The sequence below is a fragment of the Novosphingobium malaysiense genome, assembly GCF_000802225.1.
Lineage (GTDB): Bacteria > Pseudomonadota > Alphaproteobacteria > Sphingomonadales > Sphingomonadaceae > Novosphingobium > Novosphingobium malaysiense.
In genome coordinates, this window is the sequence record NZ_JTDI01000001.1 from 230,420 (window position 1) to 251,374 (window position 20,955).

General features: G+C 64.7%; 21 protein-coding genes. 12 read left to right on the forward strand and 9 right to left on the reverse strand.

Annotated elements, in window-relative coordinates:
* Window positions 1–4: 4 nt before the first annotated feature.
* Complete coding sequence (gene clpB, locus LK12_RS00930) at window positions 5–2,584, reverse strand: ATP-dependent chaperone ClpB (RefSeq protein ID WP_039278249.1); 2,580 nt, start codon at window positions 2,582–2,584, stop codon at window positions 5–7.
* 175 nt (window positions 2,585–2,759) lie between these two features.
* Entirely contained in the window at window positions 2,760–3,944 is a 1,185-nt protein-coding gene (locus tag LK12_RS00935) for a S8 family serine peptidase (RefSeq protein WP_052223058.1), read from the reverse strand.
* A 398-nt stretch (window positions 3,945–4,342) separates the two neighbouring features.
* On the opposite strand from LK12_RS00935, the gene LK12_RS00940 reads away from it, so the two are divergent.
* Both LK12_RS00940 and LK12_RS24485 read left to right on the forward strand, forming a co-directional pair.
* On the forward strand, window positions 4,343–4,792 hold the full coding sequence (locus LK12_RS00940; protein ID WP_052223059.1) for a nuclear transport factor 2 family protein: 450 nt from the start codon (window positions 4,343–4,345) through the stop codon (window positions 4,790–4,792).
* A gap of 147 nt (window positions 4,793–4,939) precedes the next feature.
* A complete protein-coding gene (locus LK12_RS24485; protein WP_156135344.1) occupies window positions 4,940–5,350 on the forward strand; it encodes a hypothetical protein in 411 nt (136 codons plus the stop codon).
* 185 nt (window positions 5,351–5,535) lie between these two features.
* Here the strand turns inward: LK12_RS24485 and LK12_RS00945 are convergent, their stop codons facing one another.
* A complete protein-coding gene (locus LK12_RS00945) occupies window positions 5,536–6,084 on the reverse strand; it encodes a hypothetical protein (protein WP_039278250.1) in 549 nt (182 codons plus the stop codon).
* A 182-nt stretch (window positions 6,085–6,266) separates the two neighbouring features.
* Here LK12_RS00945 and LK12_RS00950 point away from each other — a divergent pair, with 182 nt between their 5' ends.
* The 4 genes from LK12_RS00950 (at window position 6,267) to LK12_RS00965 (ending at window position 11,069) form a co-directional block, all read left to right on the forward strand.
* Window positions 6,267–9,167 (forward strand): M16 family metallopeptidase, encoded by a 2,901-nt coding sequence (locus LK12_RS00950; RefSeq protein WP_039278252.1) that lies wholly within the window; start codon window positions 6,267–6,269, stop codon window positions 9,165–9,167.
* Between the two features lie 5 nt (window positions 9,168–9,172).
* Window positions 9,173–9,475, forward strand: a complete 303-nt coding sequence (locus LK12_RS00955) for a hypothetical protein (RefSeq protein ID WP_039278254.1) — start codon at window positions 9,173–9,175, stop codon at window positions 9,473–9,475.
* A gap of 152 nt (window positions 9,476–9,627) precedes the next feature.
* On the forward strand, window positions 9,628–10,296 hold the full coding sequence (locus LK12_RS00960) for a hypothetical protein (protein WP_156135345.1): 669 nt from the start codon (window positions 9,628–9,630) through the stop codon (window positions 10,294–10,296).
* 20 nt (window positions 10,297–10,316) lie between these two features.
* Window positions 10,317–11,069, forward strand: a complete 753-nt coding sequence (locus LK12_RS00965) for a hypothetical protein (protein ID WP_156135346.1) — start codon at window positions 10,317–10,319, stop codon at window positions 11,067–11,069.
* A 36-nt stretch (window positions 11,070–11,105) separates the two neighbouring features.
* On the opposite strand, the gene gatB is transcribed toward LK12_RS00965, so the two are convergent.
* From gatB to rpsU, 6 genes are all read right to left on the reverse strand, one after another.
* Complete coding sequence (gatB, locus tag LK12_RS00970; protein WP_039278261.1) at window positions 11,106–12,608, reverse strand: Asp-tRNA(Asn)/Glu-tRNA(Gln) amidotransferase subunit GatB; 1,503 nt, start codon at window positions 12,606–12,608, stop codon at window positions 11,106–11,108.
* 73 nt (window positions 12,609–12,681) lie between these two features.
* Window positions 12,682–13,623 carry a hypothetical protein gene (locus LK12_RS00975; RefSeq protein ID WP_039278264.1) on the reverse strand — a complete coding sequence of 314 codons (942 nt, stop codon included), beginning with the start codon at window positions 13,621–13,623 and terminating at the stop codon, window positions 12,682–12,684.
* A 220-nt stretch (window positions 13,624–13,843) separates the two neighbouring features.
* The gene (gene gatA / locus LK12_RS00980; protein WP_039278267.1) at window positions 13,844–15,334 is read right to left on the reverse strand and encodes an Asp-tRNA(Asn)/Glu-tRNA(Gln) amidotransferase subunit GatA; all 1,491 of its coding nucleotides are present in this window, start codon (window positions 15,332–15,334) and stop codon (window positions 13,844–13,846) included.
* Window positions 15,335–15,455: 121 nt separating this feature from the next.
* A complete protein-coding gene (gene gatC / locus LK12_RS00985) occupies window positions 15,456–15,758 on the reverse strand; it encodes an Asp-tRNA(Asn)/Glu-tRNA(Gln) amidotransferase subunit GatC (RefSeq protein ID WP_039278271.1) in 303 nt (100 codons plus the stop codon).
* A gap of 109 nt (window positions 15,759–15,867) precedes the next feature.
* A complete protein-coding gene (locus LK12_RS00990) occupies window positions 15,868–16,380 on the reverse strand; it encodes an FKBP-type peptidyl-prolyl cis-trans isomerase (protein ID WP_039278274.1) in 513 nt (170 codons plus the stop codon).
* 153 nt (window positions 16,381–16,533) lie between these two features.
* Entirely contained in the window at window positions 16,534–16,740 is a 207-nt protein-coding gene (gene rpsU, locus LK12_RS00995) for a 30S ribosomal protein S21 (protein WP_039278277.1), read from the reverse strand.
* 286 nt (window positions 16,741–17,026) lie between these two features.
* Here rpsU and crcB point away from each other — a divergent pair, with 286 nt between their 5' ends.
* From crcB to LK12_RS01025, 6 genes are read left to right on the forward strand one after another with little or no spacing between them, the layout of a single operon-like run.
* A complete protein-coding gene (gene crcB, locus LK12_RS01000; RefSeq protein WP_039278280.1) occupies window positions 17,027–17,431 on the forward strand; it encodes a fluoride efflux transporter CrcB in 405 nt (134 codons plus the stop codon).
* Complete coding sequence (locus LK12_RS01005; protein WP_039278281.1) at window positions 17,428–18,621, forward strand: RluA family pseudouridine synthase; 1,194 nt, start codon at window positions 17,428–17,430, stop codon at window positions 18,619–18,621. The genes crcB and LK12_RS01005 overlap by 4 nt, the downstream gene beginning before the upstream one ends.
* Window positions 18,618–19,268, forward strand: coding sequence for an HAD-IA family hydrolase (locus LK12_RS01010; RefSeq protein WP_039278284.1), 651 nt, complete (start codon window positions 18,618–18,620; stop codon window positions 19,266–19,268). The genes LK12_RS01005 and LK12_RS01010 overlap by 4 nt, the downstream gene beginning before the upstream one ends.
* Complete coding sequence (locus LK12_RS01015) at window positions 19,265–19,480, forward strand: hypothetical protein (RefSeq protein WP_039278286.1); 216 nt, start codon at window positions 19,265–19,267, stop codon at window positions 19,478–19,480. Before LK12_RS01010 ends, LK12_RS01015 begins: the two co-directional genes overlap by 4 nt.
* The gene (locus LK12_RS01020) at window positions 19,477–20,190 is read left to right on the forward strand and encodes an ATP12 family chaperone protein (protein WP_039278288.1); all 714 of its coding nucleotides are present in this window, start codon (window positions 19,477–19,479) and stop codon (window positions 20,188–20,190) included. The genes LK12_RS01015 and LK12_RS01020 overlap by 4 nt, the downstream gene beginning before the upstream one ends.
* Window positions 20,187–20,921 (forward strand): Nmad3 family putative nucleotide modification protein, encoded by a 735-nt coding sequence (locus tag LK12_RS01025; RefSeq protein ID WP_039278290.1) that lies wholly within the window; start codon window positions 20,187–20,189, stop codon window positions 20,919–20,921. The genes LK12_RS01020 and LK12_RS01025 overlap by 4 nt, the downstream gene beginning before the upstream one ends.
* The last annotated feature ends 34 nt before the right edge of the window (window positions 20,922–20,955 follow it).

Sequence of the window (20,955 nt, forward strand, 5' to 3'; positions counted from 1 at the left end):
CGCCTTATTCCACGGCAATCACCAGCGCCCCGTCACCGTCGTCGATCCGTACGGTCGAACCGTCGGGTATCTCGCCGGCGAGCAGCTTTTCGGCCAGCGGGTCCTGCAGGTAGCGCTGAACCGCGCGCTTGAGCGGCCTGGCACCGTAGACCGGATCGTAGCCCACCCGGCCCAGCCAGCGCTTGGCGGCTTCGGAGAGGTCGAGCACGATCTTGCGGTCCTTGAGCAGCTTCTGCACGCGGTCGACCTGGATATCGACGATCGGGCCCATGTGCTCCTGGCCGAGGCGGTGGAACAGGACGATCTCGTCCAGGCGGTTCAGGAACTCCGGCCGGAAGTGCGCCTTGACCACGTCCATCACCTGCGGCTCGACGCTCTCGACATCCTGCCCTTCCTCCATGTTGGAGAGGTACTGGCTGCCGAGGTTCGAGGTCAGGATGATGAGCGTGTTGGTGAAGTCCACCACCCGGCCCTGCCCGTCGGTCAGGCGGCCATCGTCGAGCACCTGCAGCAGCACGTTGAACACGTCGCTGTGCGCCTTTTCCACCTCGTCGAACAGCACGACCTGGTAGGGCCGGCGCCGCACCGCCTCGGTGAGCACGCCGCCTTCCTCGTAGCCGACATAGCCCGGAGGCGCGCCGATCAGGCGGGCAACCGCGTGCTTCTCCATGAACTCGCTCATGTCGATGCGCACCATCGCGGTGTCGTCGTCGAACAGGAAGCCGGCGAGCGCCTTGGTCAGCTCGGTCTTGCCGACGCCCGTGGGGCCGAGGAACAGGAACGAGCCGAGCGGCCGGTTCGGGTCCTGCAGGCCGGCACGGGCGCGGCGCACGGCCTTTGACACGGCCTCGACGGCCTGTTCCTGGCCGATGACGCGCTCGCCGATGACCTGCTCCATCTTCAGCAGCTTCTCGCGCTCACCCTCTAGCATCTTGTCGACGGGCACGCCGGTCCAGCGGCTGACGACACCGGCGATGTCGTCCTCGGTCACTTCCTCGCGCAGCAGCGCGTTGCCGGACTGTTCCTGCGCTTCGGCAAGCTGCTTTTCGAGCTTGGGGATCGTGCCGTAGGACAACTCGCCCGCGCGGCCGAGATCTCCCGAACGCTGCGCCTGCTCGAGTTCGATGCGGGCCTGGTCGAGCTGTTCCTTGATCTTGCCTTCGGCGGCGATCTTGTCGCGTTCGTTCTGCCAGCGGGTGGTCAACTCGCTCGACTGCTGCTCAAGGTTGGCGAGTTCCTCGCGCAAGCTGGCAAGGCGATCCTTGGAAGCCTCGTCACTTTCCTTGGCGAGCGCCGATTCCTCGATCTTGAGCTGGATGATCCGGCGGTCGAGGCCTTCGATTTCCTCCGGCTTGCTCTCGACTTCCATGCGGATGCGGCTGGCGGCCTCGTCCATGAGGTCGATCGCCTTGTCGGGCAGGAAGCGGTTGGTGATGTAGCGGTTGGAGAGCGTCGCGGCAGCGACGATCGCGCTGTCGGTGATGCGCACGCCGTGGTGCAGCTCGTACTTCTCCTTGAGCCCGCGCAGGATCGAGATCGTGTCCTCCACGGTGGGCTCGTCGACGAAGACGGGCTGGAAACGGCGCTGCAGCGCGGCGTCCTTCTCGACGTACTTCTGGTACTCGTCGAGCGTGGTCGCGCCGATGCAGTGCAGCTCGCCGCGCGCAAGGGCGGGCTTGAGCAGGTTGCCGGCATCCATCGAGCCTTCCGAGGCACCCGCGCCGATCAGCGTGTGCATCTCGTCGATGAACAGGATGATCTCGCCCTCGGCGCCCTTCACTTCGTCGAGCACGGCCTTCAGCCGTTCCTCGAACTCGCCGCGATACTTGGCGCCGGCGATCAGCGCGCCCATGTCGAGCGCCATGAGACGGCGGTCCTTGAGGCTGTCGGGTACGTCGCCATTGGCGATGCGCAGTGCAAGTCCTTCGGCGATGGCGGTCTTGCCGACGCCGGGATCGCCGATGAGCACGGGGTTGTTCTTGGTGCGACGCGCGAGGATCTGCACGGTGCGGCGGATTTCCTCGTCGCGGCCGATGACCGGGTCGAGCTTGCCGTCCCTCGCGGCCTGCGTAAGGTCGCGTGCGTACTTCTTCATCGCGTCGTAGGCTTCCTCGGCCGAGGCGGTGTCGGCGGTGCGGCCGCCGCGCAATTCGGTGATCGCGGCTTCGAGCGCCTCGGCAGTGACATTGCCCGCCTTGAGAGCCTGACCGGCAGCGGTGGTGGTGGCGAGCACGAGCGCCAGCAGCAGCCGCTCGACCGTGACATAACTGTCACCCGACTTGGTGGCGGCCTGCTCGGCCGCGTCGAGCACACGCACGGAGTCGTTGTCGAGACCGGGCGAAGCCTGCGCCCCGCTGCCCGAGACCGACGGCACCTTGGCCAGGGCCTTGTCTAGTTCCTCGGTCGTGTATTCGGGATTGCCGCCCGCACGCTTGATCAGCCCGGCAGCCATGCCTTCGGGATCGTCGAGCAGCGCCTTGAGCACGTGCTCGGGACTGATCCGCTGGTGATTGAGACGGATCGCGACGGTCTGCGCGGCCTGAAGGAAACCCTTGGCGCGGTCGGTGAACTTTTCGAGATTCATGATTCGTGATGCCTCCTGACCTCGACAATGTAGTGTTGCATTTTTGCAACACAAGGCCCTCTACCTTCTTTTTATGCGGGCTTAAGATGGGCGGTCTTTGACGGGGCGCAAGCATTTGCGCACGAAAAAGGGCGGCCCGGAAGGGGACCGCCCTTTTTCGTGCGCAATCAAGGGTCTATTGGCAGCTGGATTTGCCGATCGGATCGGGCGTGCTGTCCTTGGTATCGCCGGTCACGGTTCCGCAGGCGGCGAGTTTGCCGGCAAGCAGCAGTCCCGCGAGATGCGGTGTGGCCATCGAAGTGCCGCTGATCGTGTTGTAGCCGTTGTTCTTCCAGGTCGAGAGGATGTTCACGCCCGGCTCGGCATAGTCGATCGGCGGATTGCCGTAGTTCGAGAAGTAGGCGAACACACCCTGGTCGTCGAACGCCGAGACGACATAGACGTTGGCAGCCCTGGCATCGGCTATGCTGCCGGCATGGGCGGGCGAATAGTTGTTGGCATTGTCCGCCGAGTTGCCCGCGGCGATCGCGAACTTGACGCCGGTCGCAGCGGCATTGAGGACTGCTTCGTCCAGGGCATCGTCCTGCGGGCCGCCAAGGCTCATGTTGGCGACGTCGCCGGGCTTGCCGTGCCCCGGCTGCGCCACCCAGTCGATGCCGGCAATCACCGTCGAATAGGCACCGCTGCCCCTGCGGTCGAGCACGCGCACCGCCGTCACCAGCGCACCCGGCACGACACCCACAACACCCTTGCCGTTGCCCTTGATGGCGCCGATCGTGCCTGAAACATGCGTGCCGTGCCCGTTGAGATCGGTCCAGCTGCTGTCACGCGGCACGAAGTTCTGCGCCATGCCGGACTGGTCGACGTTAAGGTCCTCGTGGGTGGGATCGATGCCGCTGTCGATGATCCACGCACGGGCGCCGGTCGTCGCGACCGAAAGACTTCCACCCTTGACGTAGGTCACGCCCCAAGGCGTCGTCTCGGCACTGCTGCCGCCGCCACCGCCGCCTACACCTCCCGGCTTGCCCTTGGTCGGCTCGATCGGTCCCAGCTCGACGAGCCGGTCCGGCTCGCAGTACTTGATCGAGGGGTTGCGCGCCGTCATCCGCGACACCGCCTGTGCACTCATGTTCGCCGCGAAACCCTGGATCGAATACCGGTAGACGTGCGAGACCGAACCGCCTGCGGCATTGACCGCACGATTGGCCTCGGCCTGGACCGCCCCCCGGTTCACGGCCTTGGCGTTGAAGACGCAGATGTACGAATTGGGAATGATATCGCCGGACTTGGCGTTGGCCGGTCCCGCCGCGACCAGTGCCGCCGTCGAACACGCCAGCACTGCTATCAACTTGATTTTCATATGCCCTCCGCTTCGGATTAAGGCGGCCAAGCGCCCCCCGCTTCGAGGAAGACTATCACTCGAACCCTTGCCGTCGAGTGGTGCTGTCCGCGATTAGGCATACTATTTTCCGGCCAGCGGAATGCGGCACGTATCCGCATATAAATATTACACAATATTTGCAGAAAAGGCGAAGATTTCAGGCGTGAACGGACAGGCAACCAAACCCCTTTACGCAACTTGTGTTCAGTAGTGGACATATAGTAGGCAAATCCAGCCGGAACGCCCTGGAGGCCGCCTGTGAGTCCCGTCGCGTCGGCGTTAAATCAACAATGCCGTTCACTACACCTTGGCGCGGCTGCGGGCTTCGCCTAGCCTGCCCTGCACAGACCCACAGCAACGGGAAGAGGTAGACAGACGTGGCGAAATTCACCCCCGAACAGGCAGCGGACGTCCTCGCGATCAAGCAGGTCATCTACGAATGGGGCGACGAGCTCGACATGAACAACGGCCTGTCGATGCGCAAGACCGACTGCCTGGCCGAGGATGTACAGTATTTCGTCGGCGGCGAATGGCGCGACGGCCTCCCCGCGGTCGAGGCCTTCTACAAGGGCCGCGCGGCAGCCATGGAGGCCGGTGCCGGGCTGATGACGATGCGCCACATCATCACCTCGCTGCGCGTCTCCTTCGACGACGCGGACAATGCCAAGGTAGGCTATCTGCTGGTCTTTTTCGCGACCGTGAAGGACCTCGACAAGTACTGCGACCCGCTGGCCGTGGCCGACGTGAAGATGGAATGCCGCCGCGATTCCGATGGTGAGTGGCGCATCACGCGCTTCGACAGCGGCCAGATCTTCAAGCGGGGGTGAGGCCAGCGGGCAAAAGCGGCACTGACCTCAACGGCGGCTGTTCGGGATCTTGATCCACTAGCCGCCGTTCCGGTTGCGCCGACGAAGCGGACGGTGTTCTACATCAGCTCATCGACATTGGTTATTCATCGACGTAATTGTTCCGGCATGGCTAATGTATCAAGATATTGGTTTCCGATCTTGATCGTAGTGCTGGTCACCTCGATTGCCATTGCTGCTTACTGCGGGTTGAAGAGCTGGATTGGACCTATGCGCGGTTATGTGAGCGAGAATTGGGTTGGAGATAAGCTTGAGCTTGTTGGACCAACTCGCGAAGCTAGCATCCCAATGGACGTCAAGTTTTACCGTTTGGGGCAGAGCCATGTTTTTGGAATTGTCCAAGCCCCGGAAAGTGAGTTGCTTCGGAACGGCCGGCTTATGAATTGTAGAATTTTCGTGCTCGACAAGAGCGGCAGGGAGGCTTCGTATTTTAATGATCCCGGCTCAGGGGCTGCTGCTCTATTGACACAAGATGAGATAGCAGACGTGAAGGCCTACTTTGATCGACGTTGTCTCTGACACGTTTCGATCTTGGCCACCTCAAGTGAGAAATTCTGCAACGTCCGCTCTCCCCGACACTTCGGTCGTTCGCCTCTGCAACACCGGATGCCGAAATCGGTCGTTAGTTCAGGCATCCATTGCCAGCTATCGATGGCAGCTTTGACGAAAGCGCTTTAGGCTATCGAACTGCCTAAGGGTCGGGGTTAAGGGACGTCCCCTTGGTAGAGCACAGTCTGATGGCCAGTAGCCTCGACCAGAAGTCCATCCACGAATTTGAAGGCAATGCTGATGCCTGCGTCGTGCCGCTGATCAAGAAAAAGCACGTTGACACTCCATTCGCATTTCACCGGCGCAACCGAAATCGGACCTGACTGAATGGTGACGATCTGAAACCGGTCAGGGTTCACATGATGGGCAAATTGTATGCCCCCTCCGACGCCGCCTAACCTTTTGCGCCCATCGCGTGGGCTATAAGCGGCGTCTCCGTGCCAAACCGTGAATTGGGCATTAGGTGAGACCAAGGCGCTGAGCGCCCTGGCATCATTCTTGAGTCCTGCCGCCATGATGGACACTGCCCGAGCCGCGTAAGTGCGGTCAATGTCAGGTTGAGTTGATGCTCCGCGAACGAAACCGGGGCACGTCTCAGTGTCGGAAAATGCCGCCAGCGGGGCAGCCAGCGAAATTGAGAAAACGGTCAATCCCAACCAAGCGCATTTCATACAATCAACCCCAGAGAGCTTTTCGATGGCCACGAACCTGCCTCGCGTTGCGACAATCAGCAATCTCCTTCACAGGCACCATCTGGTCGGCCTCACATCGCCCCATACGGAGTGCCGGCCCGGCAGCGTAAACATGGAATAAAATGCCTCGCCAGCCCCAGCTTCCGCCACCGGTTCAGCTTGCGGTAGAGACAGTCTTTGCTAGACCGACGCCCATGCGCATCCTCCCCGTGTCGAGCCTTTCGGCTCTAGCCGCCGCCCTTCTCCTTTCCACCAACCTTGCACCGACCGCGCCCGCCCTCGCCGACGCGCCGGCGACCCAGCCACACCAGGCATCCGCCACGCTGCAGGACCTCGTCGCCAAGGTCGATATTCCCTACGAGAAGTTCGTGCTGGACAATGGCCTGACGACCATCGTCCACACCGATCGCAAGTCGCCGATCGTCGGCGTCACGCTCTACTACAAGGTCGGCTCCAAGAACGAGCCGCGCGGCCGGACCGGTTTCGCCCACCTCTACGAGCACCTGTTCTTCGGCGGCTCGGCCAATGTGCCCAATTTCGACATTCCGCTCGAAGCGGCCGGTTCCACTTCCACCAACGGCTCCACCTGGTACGACCGCACCAACTATATCGAGACGGTGCCCACCGGCGCTCTCGATCTGGCGCTGTTCATGGAAAGCGACCGCATGGGCCACCTGCTGCCCGCGGTGACGCAGGACAAGCTCGATAAGCAACGCGGCGTCGTCCAGAACGAGAAGCGTCAGGGCGACAACCAGCCCTACGGCCTGTTCGATTATGCGCAGAGCGCGGGATTGTTGCCTATCGGTCACCCGTATCGCCATTCGACGATCGGCTCTATGGCTGACCTCGACGCGGCGACGCTGACCGACGTGCGCGAGTGGTTCACCGACCATTACGGCCCGAACAACGTCGTGCTCGTCCTCTCGGGCGATATCGACGCAGCGACGGCTCGGCCGAAGGTCGAAAAGTGGTTCGGGGACATCCCGCGCGGTCCCGCGATCAAGCCGGTGATGGCCGGCCCGGTCACGCTTGCCGCGCCGCTCTCGCGCGACATCCACGATCAGGTCCCCGTTCTGCGCCTCACCCGCAACTGGACGGCGCCGGGGCTCAACGATCCGGACAGCCCCGCGCTCAAGATCGGTATGCATATCCTGGGCGGTCTTGCGAGTTCACGGCTCGACAATGCCCTGGTGCGCGGCAAGGAACTGGCCGTCTCTGTTTCCGCCTATGATCAGATGTTCGAACAGGTCAGCTTCCTGACCATGCTGATGGACGTGAAGCCCGGGGTCGACCGCGGCAAGGCCGAGGCCGCCTTCGATGCAGTCCTTGCCGACTACCTGCGCGAAGGCCCGACCCAGGACGAAGTGCGCCGGGCCGTCACGAGCATGCTGTCGGGCGAGATCGGCGGGCTCGAACGCGTCGGCGGCTTCTACGGCAAGGGCGCAACGCTGGCCGAGGGCGAGGTCTATTCGAACGACCCAGCGCACTACAAGAAGGATCTGGCCGCCATGGCGGCGCTGACCCCGGCCAGGATCAAGACGGCGATGAACAAGTGGCTCTCGCGCCCGGCCTATGCCCTCAACGTCGTTCCCGGAGAACGCACCGAGAGCGGTGACAGCATGGGCGGCTGGGGCGACGAAGCACAGCGCCCTGCCCCGCCGGCCGATCCCCATGCCAAGGCGCCGCCCCTGCCGCCCGCCCCGAAACGCGAGGCGCCGCCGGTGCAGCCGGTCAAGGAACTCGCCTTTCCCGCGATCGAGCGCACCACGCTGTCCAACGGCATCCCTGTGGCATTGGCCCGCCGTACCGCCGTGCCCAAGCTGGTCGTGGCGATCGACTTCGACGCGGGCTATGCAGCCGACGCCCTCGATACCCCGGGCACGCAAGGCCTGATGCTCTCCATGCTCGACGAAGGCACTACGACGCTCGACGCCACGCAGATCGCCGAAGCGCAGGAGCGGCTGGGCGCCCGCATCAGCACCGACGGCTCGCTTGATACCAGCACGGTCATGCTGAGCACACTGAGCGACAATCTCGCCCCCTCGCTGGCGCTCACGGCCGACCTGATCCTGCATCCGGCCTTTGCCGAGGGGGACTTCGTACGCGTAAAGGCGCAGACCGAGGCTGCACTGGCACAAGCCCTGTCAACGCCCGCCAGCCTCGCCTCGCGCACGCTGGAGGCCCAGGTCTACGGATCGCACCCCTATGCGCAGCCGCTCGACGGGCTCGGCAACGCCCGGTCTCTGGCGGCGCTGACGCCGGGGGACATGCACGCTGCGCACGACAAGTGGCTGCGCCCGGATCTCGCGCGCATCACGGTCGTCGGCGATGTGACCATGGAGAAGCTCAAGCCGCTCCTCGAGCAGGCCTTCGGTGGCTGGAAGGCGCCGGCGAACCCGGCTCCGGTGAAACCCATCGACGCGGCGACGACGCCTGCCAGCGGCAACCGCATCATCCTGATCGACCGGCCGAACTCGCCGCAATCGGTGGTCATGGCCGGTCGCGTCCTGCCGATTTCCGGCACCACGCCGGGCCAGGAACCGCTCGTCCTCGCAAACGACGTGCTGGGCGGCGATTTCCTCTCTCGCCTCAACCTCGACATCCGCGAGGAGAAGGGCTGGAGCTACGGCGTACGCACCTCGGTCGACCAGCCGGTCGGCCCGCGCATGCTGGAAGTGAGTGCCCCGGTCCAGGCCGACCGCACCGGCGACACGATCAAGGCGCTCATGGCCGACATGTCCGCCTTCCCGGCACGGCAGCCGGTCTCCGACGAGGAACTGCAGCGCGTGACCGACGGGGCCATCCGGCAGATGCCGACCCAGTTCGAAACGAACGCGGCCGTGCTTGCAGGCATCCGCAAGAACGAGCGGCTGGGCCGGCCCGAGGACTACTATCAGCAGCTCGCCGGGGTGTACCGGGCCATCGACGCCAAGACCATCGGCGCCGCGGCGCAGGAATACCTTCAACCGAGCGGGCTCACGTTCGTCGTCGTCGGTGATCGCAAGGTCGTCGAACCGCAGTTGCAAGACCTCGGCCTTCCGGTCGAGGTACGCGCGGCGCCTGCGGGTGCCGAAGAAGGATCGGAACAGGAGTAAGCCAGATGTCCGTTGCAGGAAGCTATGACTGCGTCACCAAGACCCCGATGGGGCCACAGAAAGGCGTGCTGACCATCGTGCCGGGCGAAGGCGATACCTTCACCGGCAACATCACCGGAGACCTCGGCTCCATGGACATCGAGCACGGCAAGATCAGCGGCAACACGCTGACCTGGCAAATGAAGATGACGATGCCGATGCCGATGGATCTCGACTGCACCGCCACCGTCGACGGCGATGCCCTCACCGGCAAGGTGAAAGCGGGGATGTTCGGGACGATGGACCTGACGGGGACGCGGAAAAACTGAAGTTTTTCGCCCCCGTCTGCCTTGAAGGCACCCCCTGTTATCAAACGCTTGTCGAGACATTCGTTCGATAATAATACCTCCCCTGAAAGCACCGTCCCCGGTCGATTCGAAGGACGGGCTTTTGGGGGAAACAGATATTGCCACATGACTGGATGCGGTACGCGATTGTCGCGGCCGTTAGTGTTGCAGGCGGCACACTGACTGCGCCGTCCACGGCGCAGCCGACCGACACGCCAGACTTGGCCGCTGGTGCATCTCCCCCGGTAGACTGCGAACTGCACGTCTGGCCGTCGAGCGGTTTGCGTTCGACCTACTTCGGATGGTTCCACGGCGGGATCGTGGATGGCGCCGTTCAGGGAAGAGACGGCTACCGCAAGCTTCCCGAAACGCCACTCGATCCGGAACGTCAGGCCGAAATCCTGCAGTCACTTCCACTGGCCGATCTTCTGAAGCTGCCAGGATATCGCGCAGTGATCCACAAGAACGCGCCGGACAGCCGGGTCGTCCGCAGGGCACAGGACCGCCTCACCGATGAAGGCACCGCCTGCTACGCCGAACTGGTGGTCGACGACGTTTTCTTCCAGGAAGACATCGTCACCGGAAAATACCTAAAGACGCTCTACCGGTTTCGCACGTTCGAGGGCGACACTCCCGCCCGCCGGTTCGGCACCTACAGCCAGGTAAGACTGCTCCACTTCCCGCCGACAGGCCCCGATGACGCCGAGGCTGCGCTGGAAGAACTGGGCAAGGCCTATGCGGACGCAGTCGGGGAATTCGGCAAGGCACTCAACAAACCAGCCGGAAAGAAGCGGGGCAAGTGACCCCTTGTCATGGAGGCAAAATGAAAACTCGTATCGTAGCCATGGCGGCCATATGCCTTGGCGCAGCCATGCCGTTGCAGGCGCAGACGGCGGAAGAGGGAGAGGACGTAACGGCTCCGGCCGATGCAGCCGTGGACGTCGCGACCCCCGCCGAAGTGGAGGAAGCCACCGAGGAAACCGGTCCCTCGCTTGCTCCCGACGCTCCCGATGGGTGTGAACTGCACATCTGGCCGGCAGAGCGCATGAACTCGATCACGACCGGCCTGCTGGGCGGTGGATTGCTCGATGTCGCCCTCCACGCCGGCACTGACGCCAACAACAAGACCCTGCTCGCCAGTGCGCTGGACAGCCCCAGCCAGCTCGACGCGCTGCTCTCGCTCGACCTGCGTGCGGAACTGCAGCTCAGCCCCGGCACGACCTACGTCGTCCATGAAGAGCCGCTCGAGCGCAAAACGATGAACAAGGTGAAGACCCGCCGCTCGGATTCCACGGCGCGCTGCTATTCCGAGCTGATCGTCGCCGACGTATTCTACCAGAAGGCCGCCCTCTACGGCCGTTCGCTCAAGACGCTGTTCATGGTCCGCAAGTTCGGCGAAGATCAGAAGATCGACTTCGAATACAAGGCCTGGGGTGGCAACGGCCTCAAGCTGTTCCCGCCGAAGGAAGGCGAAGACACGATCGCCGCGCTCGACGAGCTCGTCGGCGTGTTCAAGAAGAACTTCCAGGAATATGCCAACAACGAACGCACGCGCGCCGGAATGACGCGCCGCTGATGGAAGGGCCCCCGGACCAGTTCCGGGGGCTCTGCCTTATCCCAGCTTCGTCTTCAGTATCTCGTTGACGACCTGCGGGTTGCCCTTGCCCTTCATGGCTTTCATCGTCTGGCCGACGAAGAAGCCGAAGAGCTGGACCTTGCCGGCCTTGTACTGCTCGACCTTGTCGGCATTGGCGGCGAGGACCTTGTCGACTTCGGCTTCGATGGCGCCGGTGTCGGATTCCTGCTTGAGGCCTTCGCGTTCGACGATCGTGCCGGCATCGTCGCCGGTTTCGAGCATCAGTTCGAGCACCTGCTTGGCGGCCGAGCCGGAAATCGTGCCCTTGGCGATCAGCGCGAGAAGTTCGCCGCCCTTTTCAGGGGTCACGGGCGATTCCGCCAGGCCGGTGCCAAGCTTGTTGAGCGCGCCGAACAGTTCGGAGATCAGCCAGTTGGCCGCCTGCTTGGCAACGTCCGCCGGCTGCTTGCCCGCGGCCTTGGCGGTTTCTGCCAGCAGCAGTTCGAACCAGCGCGCGGTCTCGACATCGGCGGTGAGCACACCCGCATTGTAGGGTGAGAGGCCGAGGTCGCTTTCATAGCGGTGACGCTTGGCGTCGGGCAGTTCGGGCAGCGAATTGCGGCAATCGTCGAGGAACGCGTCATCGAGTTCGAGCGGCAGCAGGTCCGGATCGGGGAAGTAGCGGTAATCGTGCGCGTCTTCCTTGCTGCGCATCGAGCGCGTGGTGCCGGTGTTCGGATCGAACAGACGGGTTTCCTGCACAACCTTGCCACCGCTCTCGATCAGGTCGACCTGGCGGTTCGCCTCGTGCTCGATCGTCTGCATGACGAAGCGCACCGAGTTCACATTCTTGGTTTCGGTGCGGGTGCCGAACGGCTCGCCGGGGCGGCGCACCGAGACGTTGACGTCGCAGCGCATCGAGCCCTGGTCCATGTTGCCGTCGCACGAGCCGACATAGCGCAGAATGGTCCGCAGCTTCGCGACGTAAGCCCCTGCTTCGGCGGGCGAACGCATGTCCGGACGGCTGACGATTTCCATCAGCGCCACGCCCGAGCGGTTGAGGTCGACGTACGACATCGTGGGATGCTGATCGTGCATCAGCTTGCCCGCGTCCTGCTCGACGTGGATGCGCTCGATGCCGATGGTCTTGGTCGAACCTTCGGGATCCTTGTCGTCGAGCACGATCTCGATCGAGCCCTCACCCACCAGCGGGTGGTAGAGCTGGCTGATCTGGTAGCCCTGCGGCAGGTCGGCGTAGAAGTAGTTCTTGCGGTCGAACCGGCTCCACTTGTTGATCTGCGCGTTGATCGCCATGCCGGTGCGCACCGCCTGACGGATGCACTCGCGGTTGGGAACCGGCAGCATGCCCGGCATCGCCGCATCGACCAGCGACACCTGCGAGTTCGGCTCCGCGCCGAAAGCGGTTGCCGAGCCGGAAAACAGCTTGGAGTTCGAGGTGACCTGCGCGTGGACCTCGAGGCCGATCACGACCTCCCAGTCCCCGGTTGCGCCCTGGATGCGGTATGTGGATTCAGTCATGGGGGACGCGATAGGATGGTCTGGCGCGCAAGAAAAGAGGCTAGATGGGCAAGGGCGAACTTGCCCGGCGCTTTCAGGCCGCGACGTCGCCCTGCAGCTCCAGTTCGACCAGCTTCGCCGTCACGATGTGCTCCACTTCGCGCTCGATCTGATCGTAGGCAATCGCCTCTTCCACGCGATCTGGCGTGGGGCGAAGGTTGTCGAAGCGCAGATCGTAGGCCTGCTCCACCTCTTCGCGCAGCACCGGATCTTCGACCAGTTGGCTGAGACTAAAGACGTGGTCGGCCGTTTCCGCCCCGCTGCGATTGCTGACGAGCCACGACAGATAGAACAGGGCATAGATCCGCCCCGTCGACAGCATGGCCCCCAGGGCGCGACCGACGCGCTGCATGGTCAGGCTGTTTTCGGGCGGGACTCTGCGAAGCAGCGCCCGCGCGGAGCGGGAGGCAAACGGATGCATGATCGCATCTACCGCAGGCTCCAGGGTCCGGGACAGGAGGACCTGGGCCAGTGTGGATGGTATGAAATAGGTGTTTTTGGGCCAACCATAGGACCCGAACTGTTCGCGCGGATCGCGCCACAGGTAGATCACCTTCGCGCCGTGGATGAGATTGTCCCACGTGCGATGCTGGAGACCAGAGCGGCAAAAGCCGAAAAAGGGAATTTGACCGCGCGCCTCCGCGTTGCGGCGGCAGGCCAGAAGGAAAGACTGCAGACCCCTGGCCTCGGGTTCATAGGTATCGACGAACGAGGTTCTAGGATCGAACCGCTCGTACAGGGGAGTGTTGTCCCGGGGATCCGGCTCGAGATAGCGCCTGGCCAGGGGTTCCTCGAACGTGGGATGGTTCATGACCTTCCGGCGGGCCTTTTCCTCCTCCTTGTCGGGAAGATCGGGCGACTGACGGTCTTCGTGCGCAGGCTCGTAGAACAGGCGATAACGCGGGTTGTCGACGAATTGTCGAGCCAGATAGGTGCTACCCGTCCGCCACATGGAATTGGCGATGACCGCCTGCATAGCATCTCCGCCCAAGCGCTGCCGTTCGTCACTGCCCAAGAGTTACAACAATTTAGCTTCGGGGCAAGCCGATGGGGACCACGCCATGTCCAAATATGGGACAGTCGAGCGCGGCTAGGCATCGCTCCGGTCTCGCAGCCTGCGGGACGGCAGGACCGGTGTTGGCCGGCCGACACTACAAGCGCGGGACTACAATGCCCCGCGCCACTTCACCAGCCGCTTACCACCACTTGTCCGGCTTGGCCGTGAACCCGGCCCGTTGCTCGAGCGCCAGCCCGGCGTTCAGGACGCCTTGCTCGTCGAAGGCCTTGCCGATCACCTGAAGCCCCAGCGGCAGGCCCTCGCGGTTGAGCCCGGCCGGAACCGACATCGCCGGCAGGCCCGCCAGCGAGGCAGGCACGGCGAACACGTCGTTGAGGTACATCTTGAGCGGATCGTCGACGTTCTCGCCAAGGCCGAACGCGGCGCTCGGCGCGGTCGGCGCGAGGATCACGTCGCAGCTCTCGAAGGCGTTCTTGAAGTCGATGCTGATCAGCGTGCGCACCTTCTGCGCCTGCGTGTAGTAGGCGTCGTAGAAACCCGCCGAGAGCACATAGGTGCCGATCAGGATGCGGCGCTTCACTTCGGCGCCGAACCCGGCGGCGCGCGTGGCGGCGTACATGTCCTGCAGATTGGCGCCGTCGGGCAGGTCGCGCAGGCCGTAGCGCACGCCATCATAGCGCGCGAGGTTCGATGACGCCTCGGCCGGCGCGATGATGTAGTAGGCGGGAAGCGCGTACTTGGTGTGCGGCAGCGAGATATCGACGATCTCCGCGCCCGCTTCCTTGAGCCAGGCAATGCCGTCGTCCCATGACTTCAGGACGTCCTCGTCCATCCCGTCCATGCGGTATTCTCGCGGAATGCCGACCCTCTTGCCCTTCATGTCCGCCGAAAGGTTCGCTTCCCATTCGGGCACCGGCATGTCGAGGCTGGTCGCGTCCTTGGGATCGAACCCGGCCATGGCTTCGAGCATGATCGCGCAGTCGCGCGTGTCGCGCGCCATCGGCCCCGCCTGATCGAGCGAGCTGGCGAAAGCGACGACGCCCCAGCGCGAGCAGCGGCCGTAAGTCGGCTTGATGCCGGTGATGCCGGTGAAGGCGGCAGGCTGGCGGATCGAGCCGCCGGTGTCGGTGCCGGTCGCCGCCGGGCACAGCCGCGCGGCCACGGCCGCCGAGGAACCGCCCGAGGAACCGCCCGGCGCCAGCGAAGCATTGCCGCCGTCGTTGCGCTTCCAGGGCGACACCACGTTGCCGAAATAGCTCGTCTCGTTCGAGGAGCCCATTGCGAACTGGTCTAGGTTGAGCTTGCCCAGCATGCCCGCGCCTGCATCCCACAGCTTCTGGCTGACCGTGCTTTCGTACTCGGGCGTGAAGCCTTCGAGGATGTGGCTGGCTGCGGTAGTCTGCACGCCCTGGGTGGCGAACAGGTCCTTCATGCCGATGGGCACGCCGCCCATCTTGCCCAGCGCCTCGCCCTTGGCGCGCTTCGCGTCGATGGCCTTGGCGGCGTCCACCGCCTTTTCGGGCGTGGCGACGATGAAGGCGTTGAGCGCGTCCTGCGCCGCCGCGACGTTCGCGTTGAAGGCTTCGGCCACTTCGACAGCAGTGAAGTCGCCCTTGGCGACGCCGTCGCGGATGGCTGCTACGCCGAGTTCGGTCAGATCCTGGCTCATTTAAAACCTCCCGTCGCCCCCGCGAAGGCGGGGGCCCCGCTTTCGCTGCGACGGATCAAAAGAAAAGCGGGATCCCCGCCTGCGCGGGGATGACGAGTATAAGTAATGAACGGCAGGCCGCTCACTCGATCACCTTGGGCACGCCGAAGAAGCCGTGCTCGGCCGCGGGCGCATTGGCCAGCACGGCATCGCGCCTGTTGCCGCCGGTAAGCGGATCGGCATCGATCACGTCGTCGCGCAGGCGCAGTGTGTTGGGGATCACGGCGGTCATCGGCTCGACACCGGTGACGTCGACTTCGCCCAGTTGCTCGACCCAAGACAGGATGCCGTTGAGTTCGGGGACCATCGCCTCCAGCTCCTGATCGCCCAGCTTGATGCGGGCGAGGCTGGCGATCTTGGCCACGGTTGCGGTATCGACCGACATGGCGTTTCCTCAATGATGACGGGGCCGACATGCGGCCCCTGAACAGGAAAAAGGCTACCGGCGGGCGCTAGCACCCGCCCGGACCCTCATCAAGCGGCCAAAAGCCGCATCAGGGCTGCGGCGCAGCCCCGGCGCCTTGCTGGGCCTGCATCTGCTGCAGCTGCTGCATGATGCGCTGCTGCTGCTCGATCTCGGCGCGGCTCTTGAAGTCGAGCAGCTCGATCTCGAAGGTCAGGTCGGTGTTCGCCGGAATGTCGCCCACGGCCTTGTCGCCATAGGCCAGTTCCGAGGGGATCTCGACCTTGTACTTGCCGCCGCGCTTCATCTGGACCAGCGCCTTGCTGAAGCCGGGAACGACTTCGCCCAGCGCCATCGGCACCTGCTCAGCCTGATCGAACACCTTCCCGTCGGGAAGCGTGCCCTTGTAGTTGATGAGCACCACGTCATCCATCGTCGGCGACTCGCCGTTGCCGGCCGTCAGCGTCTCGACATGGACGGTGGGCGGAAGTGCAGCGTAGGCGATACCGCCGGCAGCAAGCGCAACCGCGGCCACACCCAGCCAGATCTTGGTAAGCGCGCCCTTGGCGATCGGCTGCAGCGGGACGCGGGTGATCTCTGTCATCGTCGAAAGACCTCGTAAGGAATTGCCCGGGAAGTGCAGATGCACAAAGGGCGCGGATGGAATTTCCGCGCCCTCATGGCTCAAGCCGGGCCCGCGTTCAAGCGCGAACCCGTGAATTTGAGGTGCCCCACGCAGATGCGCAGGAATCCATTCTTACTTGACGCCGTCGCGCTCCAGACGCTTGCGCTCCAGCTTGCGGGCGCGGCGCACGGCAGCAGCCTTTTCGCGAGCGCGCTTTTCGGAGGGCTTTTCGTAGTGACGGCGCAGCTTCATTTCGCGGTAGACACCTTCACGCTGCAGCTTCTTCTTGAGCGCACGAAGGGCCTGATCAACATTGTTGTCGCGAACCATGATCTGCATAAACCGAAACACCTCACAAAACGAATGCGCTGACCCCGCATTCCGACGCGGGGAGCACCTTCATATAAAACACGAAGACACGCCGAATCCCCAAGGGGGTCGGCTCGAAGTTGGGGGCCGCTAGCACCGGACGGACTAAAAGGCAAGCAATCTCGCCTAGAGAACTTGCGAAAGCGCCGGGCATTTCTGGCCTATTAACCACATAGCATATCGGATTGCCTTTTTCCAGTTCTGGCCCGCACACCGCGCGATTGGAAATCCGCGCGTTCGCGGCTAAGGCGGCCTCATGCCCCAACCTTCCTTTCTTGCGGCCTCGCTCTTCGTAGCGCTCGGCGGCGGCGCCGGCGCCTGGTTGCGCTTTCTCGTAGGCCGCGCCTGGACCGCCATGCTCGGCCCCGTGCGCGCGAGCGAATTTCCCTACGGCACCCTGACGGTGAACGTGCTCGGCAGCCTGTTCATGGGCTTGCTCATCGGCTGGCTCGCCCGTTTCGGCAGCCATGGCGAAGGCACGCGCCTGTTCCTGGCCATCGGCCTGCTGGGCGGCTTCACCACTTTTTCTTCTTTCAGCCTCGACATCGTGACGCTGGCCGAGCGCGGGCAGCTCGGCCTTGCCGCCTTCTACACCGGCATTTCGGTGATCGCGGGCGTCATGAGCCTTTTCCTTGGCCTTTGGATCATGAGGCACGCATGAGCGATTCCGTCCGCCAGTTCACCGTCGACAACGACGACGACGGGGTGCGCCTCGACCGCTGGTTCAAGCGCCACCTGCCGCAAGTCGGCTTTGCCATGGTCTCGCGCTGGGCGCGCACCGGGCAGATCCGCGTCGACGGCAAGCGTGCCGATGTCGATACCCGGCTCGAGGCCGGCCAGACCCTGCGCGTGCCGCCGGGCGGCGAGGCGAAGCCGGGCGGCAAGGCGCCGCGTCCCAAGCGCGAGCTGACCGAGGAGGAACTGGACCTCGCCGATTCGATGGTGCTGACGCAGGACCGCGCCGCCATCGTGCTCAACAAGCCGCCGGGCCTCGCCACGCAGGGCGGCTCGGGAATGAAGCAGCATGTCGATGGGCTGCTCGATGCCTTCGCCCCCGAGGGTCCGCGCCCCCGCCTCGTCCACCGGCTCGACAAGGACACCTCGGGCGTGCTGCTGATCGCGCGTACGCCGGGCAGCGCGGCCTTCTTCTCCAAGCGCTTTTCCGGGCGCTCGGCCAAGAAGATCTACTGGGCGCTGGTGGTCGGCGTGCCGGACATTTCCGACGGCATGATCGAGCTGCCGCTCGCCAAACAGCCGGGTACCGGCGGCGAGAAGATGCATGTCGACGAGGAAGGCGGCCAGATCGCCCGCACCCGCTACCGCGTGCTCGACCGCGCCGGCAACCGCGCCGCCTGGGTCGAACTGCACCCGCTGACCGGCCGCACCCATCAGCTTCGCGTGCATATGGCCGCGATCGGCCACCCGATCGTCGGCGACGGCAAGTACGGCGGACAGGATGCCTTCCTCTCCGGCACGATCAGCCGCAAGATGCACCTGCACGCGCGCCGACTGATCATCGATCACCCGGACGGCGCGCCACTCGACGTGACCGCGCCGCTGCCCGAGCACTTCGCCAACTCGATGGCGAGCCTCGGCTTCGACGAGGCCGACGGCGCCGAGCTGCCCCCTGCCCCGCCCGAACCGACCAAGGCGGATGAGAAGCGCGCGGCCAAGGCCCACTCCAAGCAGGTCCGCAAGGAACGTCGTGGCGAGCGGCGCAAGCGCGGCGACGGCCCGCCCTCGCGCGGCCGGCCCGGCGGGAAACCGGGCGGCAAGTCAAGAGGCCCTGCCAAGCCGGGCCGTCCCGGCGCGCGCAAGCCGCGCGGCGCACCACCGAAGGGCAAGCGATGAAGTTCGCGGTTTTCGATTGCGACGGCACGCTTATCGACGGGCAGGCCTCGATCTGCGAGGCGATGGAGATCGCCTTCGGGGCCTTCGACCTGCCCGCGCCGCCCCGCGGCCAGATCCGCCGCGCGGTCGGCCTCTCGCTGCCCCGCGCGATCCGTGAACTCCTGCCCGACAGCACCGAAGAGCAGCAGCACGCGATGGCCGATGCCTACAAGGAGGCCTTCCGCACAGCGCGCACCCAGGGTCGAGTCTCGCAGCCGCTGTTTGCCGGCATCGAAGATACCCTGCGTGCGCTGCACGGCGCGGGCTGGACGCTCGGCGTCGCCACCGGCATGTCCGACCGGGGGCTGGCGCATTGCCTTGCCAACAATGGCATCGCCGACCTCTTCGTCACCCTCCAGACCGCCGACCGCCACCCTTCCAAGCCGCATCCGGCGATGCTGGAGGAAGCGCTGTTCGAAGCCGGCGCGCTGCCGGAAGAGACGGTGATGATCGGGGATACCGCCTACGACATGCAAATGGCGCAGAACGCCGGCACCCGCGCCGTGGGCGTGGACTGGGGCTATCATCATCCGCAGGAACTGACGGCAGCGGGTGCCGAGAAGGTCGTCGAAACCCCTGCCGAACTTCTGGAATACCTGCAGGCATGAGCGAACGGGACCCCGCCGCCGGACGTTTCGCCGCGATCCAGATCACCCGCCTGCTGGGCGTGGCCTGCGTAATCGCGGGCATGCTGATTGCCACCGGTCGCATCCTGCCGAGCCTGCCCGACTGGGTCGGCTATCTGCTGATTGCCAACGGACTGTTGGACGTTTTCGTTATCCCGTCCATTCTCATCAAAAAGTGGCGCACTCCGAAATGAAGCGCTTTTACAAGACCGTAACGGCCGAAAAGGCCGACGATGGCTGGCGCGTGCTGCTCGACGGCCGACCGATCAAGACGGCCGGCGGCCGCCCGCAGGTCGTGCCCACGCAGGCCCTCGCCGAAGCCATGGCAGCGGAATGGGCCGCGCAGGGCGAGGAGATCGACCCCGCCCTGTTCCACCTGCGCGATCTGGCCGATTTCGCCATCGATGCCGTCGTGCCGAACCGCGATCAGGTGATCGGCGATGTCCTGCCCTACGCCGAGACCGATACGCTGTGCTATCGCGCCGATCCGGACGAGCCGCTCTATGCGCGGCAGGAAGAGGTGTGGGAGCCGCTCGTCGCCGGGTTCGAGGAACGGCTGGACGTGCGCTTCACCCGCGTTTCCGGGATCGTCCACCGCCCCCAGCCCGAGGCGACGCTCGCCCGGCTGCGCGAGGAACTGGAAACGCACGATGCTTTCGCGCTCGCCGCGCTCAGAATGCTGGCCAGCCTCGCCGCCTCGCTGACCATCGCGCTCGAAGCGATCCGGCCGGGCGCCGATGCCGAGGCGCTGTGGAAGGCTGCCGAACTCGAAGCCGACTGGCAGGCCGAACTCTGGGGCGAGGACTGGGAAGCCGCCGAACGCCGCGCCGCCCGGTTTGAAGCCTTCACGCTGGCGATACGCATGGCGGCGCTGTCACGGACGGAGTCTACCGGGGCAGCATGAAGCTGGTCTTCAGTCGCAAGGGGTTCGACAGCACCGCGGGCGGCGTGCCCTCCCCCATCGTCGACGGCATTCCCGTCTCGCTGCCGATCCCCGCGCGCGACCGGTCTCGCACGACATTCGCGGACCGCGGCCTCGCCGATCTGGTAAAAACGGTTTCGCGCGGCAAACTGACCGGCGAAGACCTGTGCCACGACGATCCCATGTTCGCCGACGGCCTGTGCTGGTTCGGGCAATGCGGCGCGGCGCAAGGCCACCTGCTCAAGCATGGCGTCGGACCCGGAGACCACTTCCTGTTCTTCGGCCTCTTCGCCGATCCCGAGACGGGCGAGCGCCATCACCGCATCTTCGGGCACATGCGCGTGCTGGCCTCCGGCGCGCCGGGCGACGTTGCGCAATCCCCGCACTGGCGCGAACCGCCCCGGCATCACCCGCATCTCGAGGGCGAATGGCCTGCCAACAATGCGCTCTGGTTCGGCGCCGGCACGACCGCGCTTTCGGCATCTGCCGAGCTGCGCCTCACCCGCCCCGGCGGCCCGCTCAACCTGTGGGACGTGCCGCCCTGGCTCAAGCGGCGCGGCCTGACCTATCACGACCGCGCCCAACGCTGGCTCGGCCGCACCGGACTCGATTCCGCCAAGCGCGGGCAGGAATTCGTCTGCGATCTGGGCCGCGCCCAGGAACCGCGGCGCTGGCTCGAGGAAATCGTCGCGCTGATCGAAGGCGTCCGGTAGAGCCAGACAATCAAAAGCCCGCCCCGGACGAACC